This window comes from Streptomyces sp. NPDC005492 (assembly GCF_040605995.1).
In the GTDB taxonomy this organism is placed as follows: domain Bacteria; phylum Actinomycetota; class Actinomycetes; order Streptomycetales; family Streptomycetaceae; genus Streptomyces.
The window spans coordinates 1-17,372 of sequence record NZ_JBEXDX010000036.1 but is presented as its reverse complement, the minus strand read 5'-3'; the positions used below and the strand labels follow the sequence as shown (position 1 = coordinate 17,372).

At 68.0% G+C, this 17,372-nt stretch carries 17 protein-coding genes and 1 tRNA gene; 9 read left to right on the top strand and 9 right to left on the bottom strand.

The genetic code is table 11. The features are described from left to right. Positions 1-111: 111 nt before the first annotated feature. The gene (locus tag ABZT04_RS34270; protein WP_356061186.1) at positions 112-540 is read left to right on the top strand and encodes a GNAT family N-acetyltransferase; all 429 of its coding nucleotides are present in this window, start codon (positions 112-114) and stop codon (positions 538-540) included. 657 nt (positions 541-1,197) lie between these two features. On the opposite strand, the gene ABZT04_RS34265 is transcribed toward ABZT04_RS34270, so the two are convergent. Then, a tRNA-Leu gene (locus ABZT04_RS34265) sits at positions 1,198-1,281 on the bottom strand. A 420-nt stretch (positions 1,282-1,701) separates the two neighbouring features. Between ABZT04_RS34265 and ABZT04_RS34260 the strand changes: the two genes are divergently transcribed. From ABZT04_RS34260 to pknB, 6 genes are all read left to right on the top strand, one after another. Continuing rightward, complete coding sequence (locus tag ABZT04_RS34260; RefSeq protein ID WP_356061184.1) at positions 1,702-2,553, top strand: DUF3662 and FHA domain-containing protein; 852 nt, start codon at positions 1,702-1,704, stop codon at positions 2,551-2,553. 10 nt (positions 2,554-2,563) lie between these two features. Continuing rightward, positions 2,564-3,085, top strand: coding sequence for an FHA domain-containing protein (locus tag ABZT04_RS34255; protein WP_043675935.1), 522 nt, complete (start codon positions 2,564-2,566; stop codon positions 3,083-3,085). Positions 3,086-3,183: 98 nt separating this feature from the next. Next, positions 3,184-4,716, top strand: a complete 1,533-nt coding sequence (locus tag ABZT04_RS34250; protein ID WP_355920011.1) for a Stp1/IreP family PP2C-type Ser/Thr phosphatase — start codon at positions 3,184-3,186, stop codon at positions 4,714-4,716. Between the two features lie 30 nt (positions 4,717-4,746). Continuing rightward, a complete protein-coding gene (locus tag ABZT04_RS34245; protein ID WP_355919849.1) occupies positions 4,747-6,183 on the top strand; it encodes an FtsW/RodA/SpoVE family cell cycle protein in 1,437 nt (478 codons plus the stop codon). Further along, positions 6,180-7,667, top strand: coding sequence for a penicillin-binding protein 2 (locus ABZT04_RS34240; protein ID WP_356061181.1), 1,488 nt, complete (start codon positions 6,180-6,182; stop codon positions 7,665-7,667). The genes ABZT04_RS34245 and ABZT04_RS34240 overlap by 4 nt, the downstream gene beginning before the upstream one ends. 170 nt (positions 7,668-7,837) lie before the next feature. Continuing rightward, on the top strand, positions 7,838-9,832 hold the full coding sequence (gene pknB, locus ABZT04_RS34235) for a Stk1 family PASTA domain-containing Ser/Thr kinase (RefSeq protein ID WP_356061179.1): 1,995 nt from the start codon (positions 7,838-7,840) through the stop codon (positions 9,830-9,832). Positions 9,833-9,900: 68 nt separating this feature from the next. Here pknB and ABZT04_RS34230 read toward each other — a convergent pair whose 3' ends face one another. The 6 genes from ABZT04_RS34230 to ABZT04_RS34205 are packed head-to-tail and all read right to left on the bottom strand — an operon-like array spanning position 9,901 to position 14,069. After that, a complete protein-coding gene (locus ABZT04_RS34230; RefSeq protein ID WP_356061177.1) occupies positions 9,901-10,653 on the bottom strand; it encodes a class E sortase in 753 nt (250 codons plus the stop codon). A 12-nt stretch (positions 10,654-10,665) separates the two neighbouring features. Then, on the bottom strand, positions 10,666-11,739 hold the full coding sequence (locus ABZT04_RS34225) for a class E sortase (protein WP_356061175.1): 1,074 nt from the start codon (positions 11,737-11,739) through the stop codon (positions 10,666-10,668). After that, on the bottom strand, positions 11,736-12,374 hold the full coding sequence (locus ABZT04_RS34220; protein WP_356061173.1) for an aminodeoxychorismate/anthranilate synthase component II: 639 nt from the start codon (positions 12,372-12,374) through the stop codon (positions 11,736-11,738). The genes ABZT04_RS34225 and ABZT04_RS34220 overlap by 4 nt, the downstream gene beginning before the upstream one ends. Beyond that, a complete protein-coding gene (locus ABZT04_RS34215) occupies positions 12,371-12,568 on the bottom strand; it encodes a hypothetical protein (protein ID WP_026150117.1) in 198 nt (65 codons plus the stop codon). The genes ABZT04_RS34220 and ABZT04_RS34215 overlap by 4 nt, the downstream gene beginning before the upstream one ends. Before the next feature lie 16 nt (positions 12,569-12,584). After that, entirely contained in the window at positions 12,585-13,268 is a 684-nt protein-coding gene (locus tag ABZT04_RS34210) for a class E sortase (protein ID WP_356061170.1), read from the bottom strand. 21 nt (positions 13,269-13,289) lie between these two features. Continuing rightward, complete coding sequence (locus ABZT04_RS34205) at positions 13,290-14,069, bottom strand: DUF881 domain-containing protein (protein WP_356061168.1); 780 nt, start codon at positions 14,067-14,069, stop codon at positions 13,290-13,292. Positions 14,070-14,211: 142 nt separating this feature from the next. Here ABZT04_RS34205 and crgA point away from each other — a divergent pair, with 142 nt between their 5' ends. After that, on the top strand, positions 14,212-14,466 hold the full coding sequence (crgA, locus tag ABZT04_RS34200; protein ID WP_356061166.1) for a cell division protein CrgA: 255 nt from the start codon (positions 14,212-14,214) through the stop codon (positions 14,464-14,466). 283 nt (positions 14,467-14,749) lie between these two features. Here the strand turns inward: crgA and ABZT04_RS34195 are convergent, their stop codons facing one another. Both ABZT04_RS34195 and ABZT04_RS34190 read right to left on the bottom strand, forming a co-directional pair. Next, positions 14,750-15,661 carry a rhomboid family intramembrane serine protease gene (locus ABZT04_RS34195; RefSeq protein WP_356061164.1) on the bottom strand — a complete coding sequence of 304 codons (912 nt, stop codon included), beginning with the start codon at positions 15,659-15,661 and terminating at the stop codon, positions 14,750-14,752. A 97-nt stretch (positions 15,662-15,758) separates the two neighbouring features. Then, positions 15,759-16,286 carry a peptidylprolyl isomerase gene (locus tag ABZT04_RS34190; RefSeq protein ID WP_356061162.1) on the bottom strand — a complete coding sequence of 176 codons (528 nt, stop codon included), beginning with the start codon at positions 16,284-16,286 and terminating at the stop codon, positions 15,759-15,761. Between the two features lie 315 nt (positions 16,287-16,601). On the opposite strand from ABZT04_RS34190, the gene ABZT04_RS34185 reads away from it, so the two are divergent. Further along, positions 16,602-17,321: a DUF5324 family protein gene (locus ABZT04_RS34185; RefSeq protein ID WP_356061160.1), complete on the top strand. Its 720-nt coding sequence runs from the start codon at positions 16,602-16,604 to the stop codon at positions 17,319-17,321. The last annotated feature ends 51 nt before the right edge of the window (positions 17,322-17,372 follow it).

Below are 17,372 nucleotides of genomic sequence, written 5' to 3'. Positions count from 1 at the left end.
AGCCGCTGCTCCCAAGAGCTGTTGACGAATGCCCACGCAGTCCTCAACACTGAATCGCCGATCAGCCGGGGAATGCCTGGCGCCGTCCTCATCGACCGCAGGGGAGCATCCGTGGCCAGCGACACCTCGACCGAGGTGACCTTCTCGATCGCAAAACCGGCCGACCTCGACACCGATGCGGTGATGAGGGTCTACGAGACCTCGGGGCTCGCCGAGCGGCGTCCACTCGCGGAACCGGGACGCCTTCGGAACATGCTCGACGGGTCCAACCTCATCGCGGTCGCCCACCACTCCGACGTGCTGATCGGCATCGCCCGCTCGATCAGCGATTTCAGTTACGCCACCTATCTGTCGGACATCGCGGTCGACTCGGCCTACCAGCGGCAGGGAATCGGGCAGGAGCTCATCCGGCTGACCGGTGAGACGGCTCCGCAGGCGAAGATCATCCTGCTGTCCGCACCCGCCGCGGTGGAGTACTACCCGCACATCGGGTTCACCCGGCACCAGTCCGCCTGGACCCTGCCTGCCCGACGGAACTGAGCTGTCAGCGGACTCCCCAGGTCTCTTCGCGGCATCGCGGAGGAACGGGCCGGTCCCCGCCACCGGCCCCTCTGCGTCACAACAGCGGCCCCGCCCGCCCCGCGCCGACAACGCCGTCGTCGGCGCGCCCCCGCACGCACCTGCTCCCGCGGCCTGCGCACCACCGGCCCACCCCACCCGGACACGAAGCCCGGACACGAAGAAGGGCAGCAAGCGGTAACGCTCCACGATCAGGGCGATGTTCGGCCACGACGACGCCACCCTCACGATCGCCCGCACCCCCGCCGCGACCGAACACCGCGCCCCGACGACGCTGCCGACCCTCGGGTCCCGCCCGCCGCCGCGCCGACGATCCTTCCGGCCTTCCAGCTCGCCCGCGCGAACCACCGCAAGATCGACCGTCGGCTCACCGCTGTCCCGCCCGACGGGCGCCCACCCCGTCGACGGCCCACCCGCCACCGACCGACCGAACCGATCGGCAGCCTGCTCCCGCAGGCCACCTCACCCGCCAGTGAGAGAGACCTCACACCGACAGGAAAATCACACTCCGCGCAGCCCCGGCCCTGAGCTGCGACGACAACGTGAAAGACCCCCACCGTGTCCCCGGTGGGGGTCTTTCGTCACTGCTCAGAAGCACATAACGACCATGCTTCGCTGTGCGCGAGGGGGGAGTTGAACCCCCACGCCCTTTCGGGCACTGGAACCTGAATCCAGCGCGTCTGCCTATTCCGCCACCCGCGCATTGGGTGTGTCCTCGGGCCCTTCCCGCTAGGGGCTGGCGCCTTCCGACATGCAGAAGATTAGCACGGTGCCCGGGGTGGATTCACATCCCTTTCCCCTGGGCAGGACCCCGCGCGCGGGACCCCGACCGGGCCCCACCAGCCCCTCCGAACGCCCCGCCCCCCTCGCCACGTATCAACGTGGACCGGTTCACGTATCAACCTCGTACCGGTAACCGCCATCTCACCAGGAGGCGGGCAAGGTCCACAGTCAGGTGCGGGACACTTGTCTGCGGCCCCCTCTACGATCCTGGGCAGGAGTAGTGCACAGGTAGTGGTGCAGAAGGAGTTCGACCGGGCCGACAAGGGGGAACCAGCCGATTTACCGGCGCGTGGATACGATCAGTAAGCAGTACGAAGGCAACGACGGAGGAGGTGCCCCATGGGAGTCCTGAAGAAGTTCGAGCAACGCCTCGAAGGTCTGGTCAACGGCACCTTCGCCAAGGTGTTCAAGTCCGAGGTCCAGCCCGTCGAGATCGCCGGCGCGCTCCAGCGCGAGTGCGACAACAACGCGACGATCTGGAACCGCGACCGGACCGTCGTACCCAACGACTTCATCGTCGAGCTGAGCACACCGGACTTCGAGCGGCTCAGTCCCTACTCCGGCCAGCTCGGCGACGAGCTCGCCGGCATGGTGCGCGACTACGCCAAGCAGCAGCGCTACACCTTCATGGGACCCATCAAGGTCCACCTGGAGAAGGCGGACGACCTCGACACCGGTCTGTACCGGGTGCGCAGCCGTACGCTCGCCGCCTCCACCAACCAGCAGGCTCCGGGGACCCCCGCTCCGGCGGCACCCCCGTCAGCGGCGGGCCGTCCCGGCGGCTACGGCTATCCGCCCGCCGCCGCCCCCGCGAGCGCCCCGCCGCCCATGCCGGCCGCACCGCCGCCCGGCGGTCGCGGCTCCGCGCCCTACCTCCAGCCGGCCCCGGCCGCCCCGGCGGCGGGCGCGCGGATGCGCTACTGGGTGGAGATCAACGGCGCCCGCCATCAGATCTCCCGCGCGACGTTGGTGATGGGCCGCAGCACCGAAGCCGACGTGCGGATCGACGACCCCGGCGTATCCCGTCGGCACTGTGAGATCCGGACCGGAACGCCCTCAGTGATCCAGGATCTCGGGTCCACCAACGGCATCGTGGTGGACGGGCAGCACACCACCCGCGCTACGCTCCGCGACGGCTCGCGGATCGTCGTGGGCAGCACCACCATCATTTACCGGCAAGCCGAAGGGTGAAGCGGGGGCAATGTCAGAGCTGACCCTCACGGTCATGCGGCTGGGTTTCCTGGCCGTACTGTGGCTGTTCGTGATCGTGGCCGTGCAGGTCATCCGCAGCGACCTGTTCGGAACGCGTGTCACTCAGCGCGGCTCGCGACGGGACGCCGGACGACCTCAGCAGCAGGCCGCCCGGCAGGCGGCGCCTCCGCAGCAGCGCCAGCAGCAACCGAGCGGGGGCGGCCGGCAGCGCCGTAACGCCCCCACGAAACTGGTCGTCAGCGAGGGCATCCTCACCGGCACCACCGTCGCGCTCCAGGGCCAGACCATCACCCTGGGCCGGGCACACGATTCGACGATCGTGCTGGACGACGACTACGCGTCCAGCCGCCATGCCAGGATCTACCCGGACCGCGACGGCCAGTGGATCGTCGAGGACCTCGGATCCACCAACGGCACGTACCTGGACCGGTCCCGGCTGACGACCCCCACACCGATTCCGCTGGGCGCGCCGATCCGCATCGGCAAGACCGTCATCGAGCTGCGGAAGTAGTACCACGTCATGAATCAGCGCGAGCGGAGCGAGCACGCAGCGGCGGACCGCCTGGCGGACCCCGGCGCGCTCCCGACCGGAGGGTGGGCACCGTGCGGATGTACCCGGAGCCGACGGGCGAGGTGCGCATGAGTCTGTCACTGCGCTTCGCCGCCGGATCGCACAAAGGCATGATCCGCGAGGGCAACGAGGACTCCGGCTACGCCGGTCCACGCCTGCTCGCGATCGCGGACGGGATGGGCGGCCAGGCCGCCGGCGAGGTCGCCTCCTCCGAGGTGATCTCCACCATCGTCTCCCTCGACGACGACGTGCCCGGCTCCGACATCCTCACCTCGCTCGGCACCGCCGTGCAGCGGGCCAACGACCAACTGCGGATGATGGTCGAGGAGGACCCGCAGCTGGAGGGCATGGGCACCACGCTCACCGCCCTGCTGTGGACCGGGCAGCGGCTCGGCCTCGTCCATGTCGGCGACTCCCGCGCCTATCTGCTGCGCGACGGCGTGCTGACCCAGATCACCCAGGACCACACCTGGGTGCAGCGGCTGGTCGACGAGGGCCGGATCACCGAGGAAGAGGCCACCACCCACCCGCAGCGCGCCCTTCTCATGCGCGCGCTCGGCAGCGGCGACCATGTCGAGCCCGACCTCTCGATCCGTGAGGTGCGCGCAGGCGACCGGTACCTGATCTGCTCCGACGGGCTGTCCGGAGTCGTCTCCCACCAGACGATGGAGGACACCCTCGCCAGCTACCAGGGCCCCCAGGAGACCGTGCAGGAGCTGATCCAGCTCGCCCTGCGCGGCGGCGGCCCCGACAACATCACGGTGATCATCGCCGACGTCCTCGACCTCGACACCGGCGACACCCTCGCCGCGCAGTTGTCGGACACCCCGGTGATCGTCGGCGCGGTCGCCGAGAACCAGCTCCACCACCACGACAACGGCATCATGCAGACCCCGGCCGGCCGCGCCTCCGGGCTCGGCCGCCAGGTGCCCGGGCAGAACGGCGGGGGCGGCGAGTTCGGCCCGCCCGGCTCCGGCGACACCACCGGTTACGTCCCCACGGGCAGCTTCGGGGACTACACCGACGACGACTTCGTGAAGCCCTCCAAGGGCCGCAAGTGGCTGAAGAGATCCTTCTACAGCGTGCTCGCGCTCGCCGTCATCGGCGGCGGTCTCTACGGCGGCTGGCGCTGGACGCAGACGCAGTACTTCGTCGGGGCCAACGGCGAGCACGTGGCGCTGTACCGCGGCATCAGCCAGGACCTCGCCTGGGTCTCGCTGTCGAAGGTGGAGAAGGACCACCCCGACATCGAACTCAAGTACCTGCCGCCCTACCAGCAGAAGCAGGTCAAGGCGACGATCGCCGAAGGCGGTCTCCAGGACGCCCAGAAGAAGATCGACGACCTGGCGGTGCAGGCTTCCGCGTGCAAGAAGGAGTCCGAGCGCGAGGCCGCGGCCGCCAAGCCCAGCAGCACCACGGGAACCACCAGCACCTCCCTCACGTCCAAGGCCACGTCGTCACCGACCCCCTCGGCGTCGACGACCCCGTCCCCGACCAAGTCTGCAACTCCCAGCCCCGGTCCCAGCCTTTCGGAGGAAGAGCAGCAGGTCGTCTCGCAGTGCAGCAAGTAACAGGCAAGCCGTGAGAGGCCCCGTCACACGATGAGCAGTTCTACCAACACGCCGGCGCACCATACGTCCACGATCGGTTCCATCGGCGCACCGAGCAGACGCAACACCGAGTTGGCGCTCCTGCTGTTCGCGGTCGTCATCCCGGTCTTCGCCTACGCCAACGTGGGCCTGGCAATCGACGACAAGGTCCCGGCCGGCCTGCTGAGCTACGGCCTGGGCCTCGGCCTGCTGGCCGGCGTCGCCCACCTCGTCGTACGGAAGTTCGCCCCGTACGCGGACCCGCTGCTGCTGCCCCTGGCCACCCTGCTCAACGGCCTCGGCCTGGTCATCATCTGGCGGCTCGACCAGTCGAAGCTGCTCCAGTCCATCAACCAGGCGGGCAACGCGGCACCCCGGCAACTGCTGTACACCGCGATGGGCATCGGGCTGTTCGCCGTCGTCCTGATCTTTCTCAAGGACCACCGCGCGCTGCAGCGCTACACGTACATCTCGATGGTCGGCGCGCTCGTCCTGCTGCTGCTGCCCCTCGTGCCGGGCCTCGGCGCCAACATCTACGGCGCGAAGATCTGGATCTCGGTCGGCGGATTCTCCATCCAGCCCGGTGAGTTCGCGAAGATCGTCCTGGCGATCTTCTTCGCCGGCTACCTGATGGTGAAGCGGGACGCGCTCGCGCTGGCCAGCCGCCGCTTCATGGGCCTGTATCTGCCGCGCGGCCGCGACCTCGGCCCGATCCTGGTCGTCTGGTTCATCTCGATCCTGATCCTGGTCTTCGAGACCGACCTGGGCACCTCGCTGCTGTTCTTCGGAATGTTCATCATCATGCTGTACGTCGCCACCGAGCGGACCAGTTGGATCGTCTTCGGTCTGCTGATGTCCGCGGCCGGCGCGGTCGGCGTGGCCAGCTTCGAACCGCACGTCCAGCAGCGCGTCCAGGCCTGGCTGAACCCGATGAAGGAGTACACGCTCAGCAAGACCGTCGCCGGCCACTCGGCGCAGTCGATGGAGGCTCTGTGGGCCTTCGGCTCGGGCGGCACCCTCGGCACCGGTCTCGGCCAGGGCCACTCCGACCTCATCCGGTTCGCCGCCAACTCCGACTTCATCCTCGCCACCTTCGGCGAGGAACTGGGCCTCGCCGGCATCATGGCGATCCTGATCATCTACGGCCTGATCGTGGAGCGCGGTGTCCGCACCGCCCTGGCCGCCCGCGACCCCTTCGGCAAGCTCCTCGCCGTGGGCCTGTCCGGTGCCATGGCCCTCCAGGTCTTCGTCGTCGCCGGCGGTGTGATGGGCCTGATCCCGCTGACCGGTATGACGATGCCCTTCGTGGCGTACGGCGGTTCCTCCGTCATCGCCAACTGGGCCCTCATCGGCATCCTGATCCGCATCAGCGACACCGCCCGCCGCCCGGCGCCCGCGCCCGCCCCGAACCCCGACGCCGAGATGACCCAGGTGGTCCGCCCGTCATGAACAAGCCCCTGCGCCGGATCGCGCTCTTCTGCGGCCTCCTGGTCCTCACCCTGCTGCTGCGCGACAACTGGCTCCAGTACGTCAAGGCCGACGGCCTCAAGGACGACCCGTCGAACCGCCGTGTCACCATCGCGCGCTACTCCACCCCGCGCGGCGACATCATCGTCGACGGCAACCCGGTCACCGGCTCGACCGAGACCAGCACCTCGGGGCTCAACGACCTGAAGTACAAGCGCACCTACAAGAACGGCGCGATGTGGGCGCCGGTCACCGGATACGCCTCGCAGGCCTTCGGCGCCAACCAGTTGGAGTCCATCGAGGACGGCATCCTCTCGGGCACCGACGACCGGCTCTTCTTCCGCAACACCCTCGACATGATCACGGGCAAGCAGAAGTCGGGCGGCAACGTCGTCACCACCCTCAACGCGGCCGCGCAGAACGCCGCGTGGAAGGGGCTGAAGAAGCAGGGCGGCAAGGGCGCGGTCGTCGCCCTCGACCCGTCCACCGGCAAGATCCTGGCACTGGCCTCCTACCCGTCGTACGACCCCTCGTCGTTCGCCGGGAACTCCACCTCCACGGACGCCAAGGCCTGGCAGAAGCTCCAGAAGAAGTACGACCCGAACGACCCGATGCTCAACCGGGCGCTGCGCGAGACCTACCCGCCGGGCTCCACCTTCAAGGTGGTGACCGCGTCCGCGGCGCTGGAGAACAACCTCTACTCGTCGGCCGACGAGGCGACGAACTCGCCGCTGCCGTGGATCATGCCGGGCACCACGACCCCGCTGAAGAACGAGGGCAACATCCCCTGCAAGAACGCGACCCTGCGCGTCGCGCTGCAGTACTCCTGCAACAGCGTCTTCGGCAAGATCGGCTCCGACCTCGGCAACGACAAGATGCTGGCCGAGGCGAAGAAGTTCGGCTTCGACGCCGAGCAGTTCACCCCGATCCGCTCCAGCGCCTCGGTCTTCTCCGACAACATGAACCAGTCGCAGACCGCACTGTCCTCGATCGGCCAGTACAACACCGCCGCCACCCCGCTGCAGATGGCCATGGTCGCCTCCGCGGTCGCCAACGACGGCAAGCTGATGAAGCCGTACATGGTCGACAAGCTCCAGTCGTCGAACCTCGACACCATCGCGCAGACCGAGCCGGAGGAGATGAGCCAGCCGCTCTCTTCGAAGAACGCGCAGATCCTCCAGTCGATGATGGAGACGGTCGTCGAGAAGGGCACCGGCACCAACGCGAAGATCGACGGCGTGACCGTCGGCGGCAAGACCGGCACCGCGCAGCACGGTGTCGCCAACAGCGAGAACCCGTACGCCTGGTTCCTCTCCTACGCCAAGCTCGCCGACGGCAGTTCGCCGGTGGCCGTGGCCGTCGTCATCGAGGACTCCAGCGCCAACCGTGACGACATCTCCGGCGGCGGCCTCGCGGCCCCCATCGCGAAGAGCGTGATGGAGGCGGTCATCGACAGCAAGAAGTGACCCCGATCACGTCCCCTTCACATCGGTGCACGTTGGGATACCGGTCCTGTATCGGGTGACGGGCTTGGCCAGGTCACACAAAGCCAGCCGGGTACGGTAGGCCCGGACGGCTAGCCTCCGACCGCACATCCGTGCGGGTCGGGACCGACGGAGAGGGCTGGTAGGGAACTATGGAAGAGCCGCGTCGCCTCGGCGGCCGGTACGAGCTGGGCCACGTGCTCGGCCGTGGTGGCATGGCGGAGGTCTACCTCGCCCATGACACACGCCTCGGCCGCACGGTGGCGGTGAAGACGCTGCGCGTCGACCTTGCGCGCGACCCTTCCTTCCAGGCCCGGTTCCGCCGGGAGGCCCAGTCGGCCGCCTCGCTCAACCATCCCGCGATCGTCGCGGTCTACGACACGGGCGAGGACTATGTCGACGGGGTCTCGATCCCGTACATCGTCATGGAGTACGTCGACGGATCCACGCTCCGCGAGCTTCTCCACAGCGGCCGCAAGCTGCTGCCGGAGCGCACCCTGGAGATGACCATCGGGATCCTCCAGGCCCTGGAGTACTCCCACCGCAGCGGCATCGTGCACCGCGACATCAAGCCGGCCAACGTCATGCTGACGCGCACCGGCCAGGTCAAGGTGATGGACTTCGGCATCGCCCGCGCGATGGGCGACTCCGGGATGACGATGACGCAGACGTCCGCGGTCATCGGCACGGCCCAGTACCTCTCGCCGGAGCAGGCGAAGGGCGAGCAGGTCGACGCCCGCTCGGACCTCTACTCGACGGGCTGCCTCCTCTACGAGCTGCTGACGGTACGGCCGCCCTTCGTGGGCGACTCCCCGGTCGCGGTCGCGTACCAGCACGTACGCGAGGAGCCGCAGCCGCCGTCGGTCTTCGACCCCGAGATCACGCCCGAGATGGACGCGATCGTCCTGAAGGCCCTGGTCAAGGACCCCAACTACCGCTACCAGTCGGCCGACGAGATGCGCATGGACATCGAGGCCTGCCTCGACGGCCAGCCGGTCGCGGCCACGGCGGCGCTGGGTTCGGTCGGCTACGGCGGCTACCCCGACGACCAGCCGACCACGGCCCTGCGCTCCGACGCGGGCGCCGGCGCCACCACGATGCTGCCTCCGATGAACCCGGACGACGGCGGCTTCGGCTACGACGACCGCCCCGACCGGCGCCGCCAGCAGAAGAAGAAGTCGAACACCTCGACGATCCTGCTGGTCGTGGCGGCGGTGCTGGTGCTGGTGGGCGCGATCCTGATCGGGAAATGGGCGTTCAGCGGGAACGGCAGCGCGAACGACGCCTTCGCCGCCCCGAACCTCGTCGGTCAGACGAAAGCCACCGCCACGACGATGGCCGGCAACGTCGACCTCACAGTCACGACCACCGAAAAGACCTGCGCGGACCAGCCCAAGGGCAAGGTCTGCTCGCAGGACCCGAAGGCGGGTGTCGACGTCAAGAAGGGCGACACCATCAACCTGGTGGTCTCGACCGGCGCCCCGAAGGTCGTCGTACCGAGTGTGGTCGGCCAGAGCTTCGACGACGCCTCCTCGACGCTCACCGGCGACAAGTACCAGTTCAAGGTAGAGAAGAAGGAGAAGGTGTCCGGCGAGGACCCCGGCACGGTCCTGGAGCAGAACCCCGCCCTCGGCGCACAGGTGGAGAAGGGCACCACCATCACCCTGACCGTCGCCAAGGCCGAGGAGAAGTCCACGGTCCCGGATGTCAGCGGTCAGAGCTGTGACGACGCCAAGAAGCAGATGTCGGACAACGACCTCGTCGGCAACTGCACCGAGGTCGCGACCACCGACAGCAACCTGGACGGCAAGGTCGTGGCGACCTCGCCCACGGCCGGTACACAGGTCGACAAGAACTCGTCGGTCAACATCCAGATCGGCAAGCTCTCCCAGACGCAGGTCCCGAGCGTCGTCGCCCAGACGGTGAAGAACGCCAAGCAGTTGCTGCAGCAGAGCGGCTTCAACAACATCCAGTTCGCCGACGGCAGCGATCAGAGCGACAACGCGATCGTGACCCAGCAGGACCCGGGAGCGGGCAACCAGGCCGACCCCAGCAACACGACGATCACCCTCACCACGGTGAGCACCGGCAACGGCAACAACAATGGTGGCAACAACGGTGGGCTCTTCGGAGGCAACTCCGGATAGGCGGCACCGGACAACGACGGAGCCCCGGCACCCTGGGAAGGGTGCCGGGGCTCCGTCGTGTCAGCGTGTCAGCGCAGTTCCTTCGGCGGCGTCCGCGCGCTGTCCACCTTGTCGACGCGGACCAGTTCGCCCCACACCACGTACCGGTACCGGGACGTGTACACCGGCGTACAGGTCGTCAGCGTGATGTAGTGGCCGGCCTTCTTCCTGCCGGACTCCGTGGGGATCTGGGCGAGGGTCTTCACGTTGTACTTCGAGGTCTCGGGAAGGATGTCGTAGACCTTGTAGACGTACCACTTGTCCTTCGTCTCGAAGACGATCGCGTCGCCCTTCTCGATCTTGTCGATGTTGTGGAACTTGGCGCCGTGACCGTCGCGGTGGGCGGCGAGGGTGAAGTTGCCGGTCTTGCCGGTGGTGGGGAGGACGGCCTTGACGGGGTCGGTGTAGTAGCCGGCGACGCCGTCGTTCAGGACGCTCGTCTCGGTGCCCTTCTCGACCAGCACCTCGCCGTTCTTCATCGCGGGCACGTGCAGGAAGCCGATGCCGTCCTTGGTGTCGAGCGCGCCCGGGCCCGTGTCGGTGGTGCCCTTGGACCAGTTGTCGCGGACCTTGTCGCCCTGTTTGTCGGCCGTGCGGTCGGCGACGACGTTCGTCCACCACAGGGAGTAGACGACGAACAGGCCCAGGATCAGGCCCGCCGTGATGAGGAGTTCACCGAAGACACTGACGGCCATGGCGATCCGGCCGGTGCCGCGGCGGCGGTCCGGCGGGGACGCGGGCGTGTCGGTCTGCTCTGCGGTGTCGTCGGTGGTCGCTGCCACGTTCAGGTGCCCCTACTCGATGAGCGCATCCGGCTTGCCCTTGCTGCGCGGCCGTTCCTCGACCATCTTGCCCCAGACGATCAACCGGTACTTGCTGGTGAACTCCGGCGTACAGGTCGTCAGCGTGATGTAACGGCCGGGTTGGGTGAAACCCGAACCCTTGGGGATGGGGTCGATGACGCTGGTGTTGCTCGGCGAGGTCACGGGCAGCGTCTTCGTCATCTTGTAGACGTAGTACGTGTCCTGGGTCTCGACGACGACCTCGTCGCCGGGCTTGAGCTGGTTGATGTACCGGAACGGTTCGCCATGTGTGTTCCGGTGTGCGGCGAGCGCGAAGTTGCCGGTCTTCGCGTCCGGCATCGCGGTCTTCAGGGCGCCCTCGCTGTAGTGCCCGACCATGCCCTTGTCGAGCACCTTCTTGTTGCTGACGCCCTCGGCGATCGGCGCCACCACGTCCAGCTTGGGAATGTGCAGGATGGCGAAACCCTGCCCCGGCTCGAACTCCCCCGGTGCGCGCTTCCCGCTCGCCCAGTCGTTCTGGAGCTGGCTCGCCTCGCTGCCGGCCTGCGCGTGCGCGCGCACGTTCGTCCACCACAACTGGTAGGTGACGAACAGCAGCATCAGCACGCCGGTGGTGATGAACACCTCACCGATCGCACGGCTCGCGAGAACCGCGGCACCCGGCTTGTTCGCCCGGGCCCGCCGCCGCGCCTCGACCCGCGAGACGCGCGCTCCTGAAGCGGATTCCGAGGCCTCGGCGTTCTCCTCCGGCGCGGCCGTGCCGCCATGACGCCCGTGACGGCCCTTGGCGGCCTTTCTGCGGGCCGCACGGCCGCCCGTCGGGGTTCCTGTGGCGGAGGAGGCGGATGAGGCGTCAGACGCCGGTACGGATCGACCGTGCCCTCTCCGCTCCGGCGGTGGGTCCGGTATCCGCAGCGCCACGGTCTCTTCGTCGATCGGACCGTACGGCACCCCCGGCACGCCCTGGGCCTGCGCGTCGTACCACTCCTCGAACCCGCCCGGCTCCCCGTACGGCTGCTCCCCGTACGAGGCCTCGGACTCGCGCTCGGGGCGCAGCGCGGTCACGCCGTGGCCCTACCCACCACCGGGGCGAGCCCCACCGACCTCGCCACGGCACCCTGGTCGCCGCACTCCACCAGCCAGTTGGCCAGCATCCGGTGCCCGTGCTCGGTCAGCACCGACTCCGGGTGGAACTGGACGCCCTCGACGGGCAGTTCGCGGTGGCGCAGGCCCATGATGATGCCGTCGTGCGTCCGGGCGGTGATCTCCAGCTCGGCCGGGACCGTATCCGGCTCGGCCGCCAGTGAGTGGTAGCGGGTCGCCGTGAAGGGCGAGGGCAGTCCGGCGAAGACGCCCTTGCCCTCGTGCTCGACGAGCGAGGTCTTGCCGTGCAGCAGCTCGGGGGCGCGGTCCACGACCCCGCCGTAGGCCACCTGCATCGACTGCATGCCGAGGCAGACGCCGAAGACCGGCACGCCGGTCGAGGCGCAGTGCCGCACCATCTCGACGCAGACGCCGGCCTCCTCGGGGGTGCCGGGGCCGGGCGAGAGGAGGACGCCGTCGAAGCCGTCCTGGGCGTGCGCAGTCGACACCTCGTCGTTGCGCAGCACCTCGCACTCGGCGCCCAACTGGTACAGGTACTGGACCAGGTTGAAGACGAAGCTGTCGTAGTTGTCGACGACGAGAATCCGTGCACTCACTGGTTGTCCACCGTCACATCGTTGAAGGGCAGCAGCGGTTCGGCCCACGGGAAGACGTACTGGAAGAGGATGTAGACCACGGCCAGGGCCAGGACGAGTGAGATCAGCGCCTTGACCCACACGTTGCCCGGCAGATGCCGCCAGATCCAGCCGTACATGCCGTCCCTTCCGTCGCGCCACGGCACCAGACTCACGCCGTACAGCACCAGACTAACGGCGCAGGGCGTCGGGTTTCCCGGCCTCCACAGGCTGTGTGGAGTCGAGATGGGCCCAGACGATCAGCCGGTGGCTGTGCCCCCACTCCGGATCGCACGTGGTCAGCGTGAGATAGCGGCCCGAGGCCGTGTACCCCGATTTACGTGGCACAGGATCGATCACCTCAATGTCGGTGGGCACTGTTTTGTAAGGCCCTTTGTCGATCCGATACGTGAACCAGGTCGTCCCGTCCGTGAGCACCACCGCGTCGCCCTCGCGCAGCTTCGGAAAGTCCACGAAGGGGTCCCCGTACGTCCGCCGGTGCCCGGCCACCGCGAAGTTGCCGACCTGCCCCAGCTTCGCGGTGCCCGCGTAGTGACCGAGCCCCTTCTTGAGGGTGTTCACTGCGGTGTCCTCAAGAACCGGCTTGTTCCACGTGAAACCAAGACGCGGGATGTACATGATCGCGAAGGGCTTGCCGTCCTTGTACGCGGCCGGTTCCGCCGGTGCGGTGGGTGTGGGGGCCGCCTTCGGGTGCACGGTCTGCTTCGACCACTGGTTCCGCAACTGGTGGATCTGGTCACTCATCGTGTGGTCGGCCTTCACGCCGGTCCAGAACAACACATAGACCACGAAGAGGACGATCAGGGTGCCTACGGTGATGCAGAGTTCGCTGAAGCTTCTGACGATCACGCGCACCGGCAGCTCCCGTACGGCCGCTTACTCCACTGGCTTCGCGTAGTGCAGATCCACTGTGCCCGAGTACCCGGGAAGAGTCACCGTGCCGTCGTCGGTCACTTTCCACCCGAGCCCGTAGACGTCGACGTACACCATGTAGTTCTGGATCGCCTTGGACGCCGTCAGCGCCTGCCGCAGCTTCCCCGGGTCACCGACCGCCGTGATCTTGTACGGCGGTGAGTAGACCCGGCCCTGGAGGATCAGGGTGTTGCCGACGCAGCGCACGGCGCTGGTCGAGATCAGCCGCTGGTCCATGACCTTGATGCCCTGGGCGCCGCCCTGCCACAGGGCGTTCACGACGGCCTGGAGGTCCTGCTGATGGATGACCAGGTAGTCGGGCTGCGGCTCGGGGTAGCCGGGGAGCTTGGCGGTGGCGTTGGGCGGGGCGTCGTTGAGGGTGACGGTGAGGGCCTTGCCCTTGAGCTGCTGGGCGCCCGCGGTCCGCTCCAGCGCCGTGAGCTTCTTGTTGTCGGCGCCGGTGCCGGTGTCGTCCTCCTTGCGGAGGGAGTCGACCTCGTCGCGCAGGACTCCGTTGGCGTCCTCCAGCCGGCCGTTCTTCTGGCTGCGGGTCTGGATGAGGTCGGACAGCTTCAGCAAGGAGGCGTCCGTGCGGATGTTGGTGCCCTTGGCCGTGTTGAAACTGGTGAAGAAGATGAGCCCCGCGAGGGCGAAGACGGCCACCGTGAGAATCCGCACCGGACGGAATCGGCGGATACGGGCAGGAGTGGTACCCGTCCCGGGGGAGTCGGCAGAATTGCTCAACGTACCCTTATCTCCTTCGGCGCCGCGGAAGCACTACGCTAACGGACGCCCGGGGGAGCACTCAGTGTCCCCTTGTACGCTGCCCCGGAGCCCGCCCCAGTTCCCTGCGCGGCCACGCAGCGCATCGACAGGAGAGACCCTCGTGCCGAAGTCACGTATCCGCAAGAAGGCCGACTACACGCCGCCACCGGCGAAGGCGGCGACCGCCATCAAGTTGAACAGCCGCGCCTGGGTCGCACCGGTGATGCTGGCCATGTTCGTCCTCGGCCTGGCCTGGATCGTCGTCTTCTACGTCACCGACGGCTCCATGCCCATCGACAGCCTGGACAACTGGAACATCGTGGTGGGCTTCGGCTTCATCGCCGCCGGATTCGGCGTCTCCACGCAGTGGAAGTAGCGGCGGAAGCCCCGGCTTCCTCCCGGTGAACGCAGCTCTGCCCAGGGCTTTCCGGTGAGTTATCCACAGGCCAGAGAAGTATCCACAGCGGGCCTGGGGAAAAAGAACGACGATCTGTGGATAACCCACTGGGTGTTGACGCCGGTGTGACTGACACACCGGCGACCGCAAACCTGTTCGCCCCCTGCCTGACCTGCACAAACACGGGTCAGCGACAGGGGGCACAGTTGTTCCCGCACGGTATGCACAAGATCCGCCACGCACTGTGGACAACGGTTTGGTATCAGGTGAGCTGAGCCGTCCTGATCAGCGTCAACACCACGATGACGACCAGAACGACGGCGCAGGTGCCGTACTGGATCAGGGCCCGCCGCTCGCGCGGGGCGTGGACCATCGCGTAGCCGGTGATCACACCGGCGACCAGGCCGCCGATGTGGGCCTGCCAGGCGATGTTGGCCCAGCCGAAGGTGAAGATCAGGTTGATCACCAGTAGGGCGATGACCGGCCGCATGTCGTACCTGAGCCGGCGCATCAGCACCGCCGTCGCGCCGAAGAGTCCGAAGATGGCACCGGAGGCACCGAGCGAGGGCTGGTTCGGGGCGGCGATGAGATAGGTGAGCGCGCTGCCCGCGAGACCCGAGACGAAGTACAGGGCGAGATAGCGGGCGCGGCCGAGGGCCGCCTCCAGGGGACCACCGATCCACCACAGGCTGAGCATGTTGAAGATGATGTGGATCGGGCTGGCGTGCAGGAACATCGCGGTCAGCAGCCGGTACGGCTGGCCTTCGGCGATGCCCTCGACCGAGCCGAAGAGCGGGACGTACGCCTGGCCGAGCAGTTCGAGGCGCTCGGTGAAGCGGTCGCCCACCGCGAGCTGGACCACGTACACGGCGACACAGACGCCGATCAGGATCTTGGTGGCGAGCCGCGGGTCCGCCGCCACCGCGCCGCCGGCGATCGTACGGGGCTGGGCGGCGGCCGGGGCGTGCCCCGTACCGGAACCGTCGCGCACGCACTCGGGACACTGGAAGCCGACCGAGGCGCTGACCATGCACTCGGGGCAGATCGGGCGCTCGCAGCGGGTGCAGCGGATGCCGGTCTCACGATCCGGGTGGCGGTAACAGCCCGGCAGGCTCTGGGCATCCTGGGGCCGCTGTTCCTCCGGGCCCTGCGGGCTGCCTGGCGCCTGATCCATGGGGTCCCCTCAATCCTTCGTACGCAATGCACCGCCCCGCCCATCCTTACGGATGAACGGGGCGTTTGGTTCCCGCCGGTAAGTACTGGTGCAGGCCTTAGCGGGTCTCGACGACGACCGACTCGATGATGACGTCCTCGACCGGGCGGTCGGTGCGCGGGTTGGTCTTCGTGGCCGCGATGGTGTCGACGACCTTCTGGCTCGCCGCGTCGGTGACCTCACCGAAGATGGTGTGCTTGCGGGTCAGCCAGGCCGTCGGGGAGACGGTGACGAAGAACTGCGAGCCGTTGGTGCCCGGACCAGCGTTGGCCATGGCCAGCAGATAGGGCTTGTCGAAGCGGAGGTCGGGGTGGAACTCGTCCTCGAACTGGTAGCCGGGACCGCCGGTGCCGTTGCCCAGCGGGTCGCCGCCCTGGATCATGAAGCCGCTGATGACCCGGTGGAAGATCGTGCCGTCGTAGAGCTTGTCCGTGGACTTCTTCCCGGTCTCGGGGTTGGTCCACTCACGCTCGCCCGTGGCGAGCTCGACGAAGTTCTGGACCGTCTTGGGCGCGTGGTTCGGCAGCAGCCGGACTTCGATGTCGCCGAGGTTGGTCTTCAGGGTGGCGTAAAGCTGCTCAGCCACGATCTGCCTTCCGTTGTCTTTCTGTGACTCCCTGATCCTCGCACGGGCGGCCCGCCGCGTCGCCCGACGACTTCCTCCGGCCCCGTTTCCACACGATTCACTCGCAGAAAACCAGTCGAGTGGCGCCAGGGCAGGGGCAAGGAGCGGCGATCCGTGGCATTGTCGGAAAGAGCTTCCGTTCCCCGTATTCATCCGTTATGGCACGTGATCGTGACCCGGATGCCCGCCCTCACATGCCCCGTGGTCCGTCGACAGGCATGATCCCTAATTGGGTGGATAGACGAAGAAACATACGCCACCGAGGAGGAGGATCTCGTGACCCGCATCGACAGCGTGCGCTCCGCGACCGGCTCGGCGAAGGACAGCGTGCTGCACGCCGCGGAAGTGGTGGCGCCCTACGCCGACACGGCCAAGGACAAGGCCTCGTATTACGCACACGAGGCACGTGTACGACTGGCGCCCAAGGTGTCCCTGGCCGCCGACCAGGCCCGTGTGCAGTACGACGCCCATCTCGCACCGCGCCTGGAGCAGGCGCGCACGCATGTGCCACCGAAGGTCGACCAGGCCGCCCAGGAGGCGGCCGTCCGTACCCGCAAGGCCGCCCAGCAGGCCGCCGACTACTCGCGGCCGAGGATCGAGCAGGCGGTAGCCGCCGCGGGCCCGGTCAAGGACGAGGCCGCCGCCCGCAGTGTGGCGGCCATCGCCGCACTGCGCGGCCAGGTGACGCCCAAGGAAATCCAGAAGCTGGTCCGCAAGCACGAGCGGCGGGCGAAGGCCGGCCGTCTCGCCAAGGGTCTGGCCGTGCTGGGCATCCTCGCGGGCGGTGCTTTCGCCGCCTGGAAGTGGTGGGACAAGCAGGCCAACCCCGACTGGCTGGTCGAGCCGCCCGCCGCGACCGAGGTGCCCGAATCGGGTCGGCTCACGTCTGTGGACGGCAGCGACCAGTCCGTGCTCGACCCCGAGGTTCAGGCCAAGCAGGCCGAGGACGAGGCCGCCGACGCCGCGCAGAACGTGGACCGCGACGAGCACCACTGACGTCCGGCGCACTTCCAACATCGCCGTGGGGCGGGAGACTTGAGGGTCTCC

Coding starts and splice junctions, on each gene's coding strand:
- ABZT04_RS34260 (WP_356061184.1), top strand. CDS start 1,702: ATGGGAGTCCTGAAGAAGTTCGAGCAACGCCTCGAAGGTCTGGTCAAC.
- ABZT04_RS34255 (WP_043675935.1), top strand. CDS start 2,564: ATGTCAGAGCTGACCCTCACGGTCATGCGGCTGGGTTTCCTGGCCGTA.
- ABZT04_RS34250 (WP_355920011.1), top strand. CDS start 3,184: ATGTACCCGGAGCCGACGGGCGAGGTGCGCATGAGTCTGTCACTGCGC.
- ABZT04_RS34245 (WP_355919849.1), top strand. CDS start 4,747: ATGAGCAGTTCTACCAACACGCCGGCGCACCATACGTCCACGATCGGT.
- ABZT04_RS34240 (WP_356061181.1), top strand. CDS start 6,180: ATGAACAAGCCCCTGCGCCGGATCGCGCTCTTCTGCGGCCTCCTGGTC.
- pknB (WP_356061179.1), top strand. CDS start 7,838: ATGGAAGAGCCGCGTCGCCTCGGCGGCCGGTACGAGCTGGGCCACGTG.
- ABZT04_RS34195 (WP_356061164.1), bottom strand. CDS start 15,661: ATGGATCAGGCGCCAGGCAGCCCGCAGGGCCCGGAGGAACAGCGGCCC.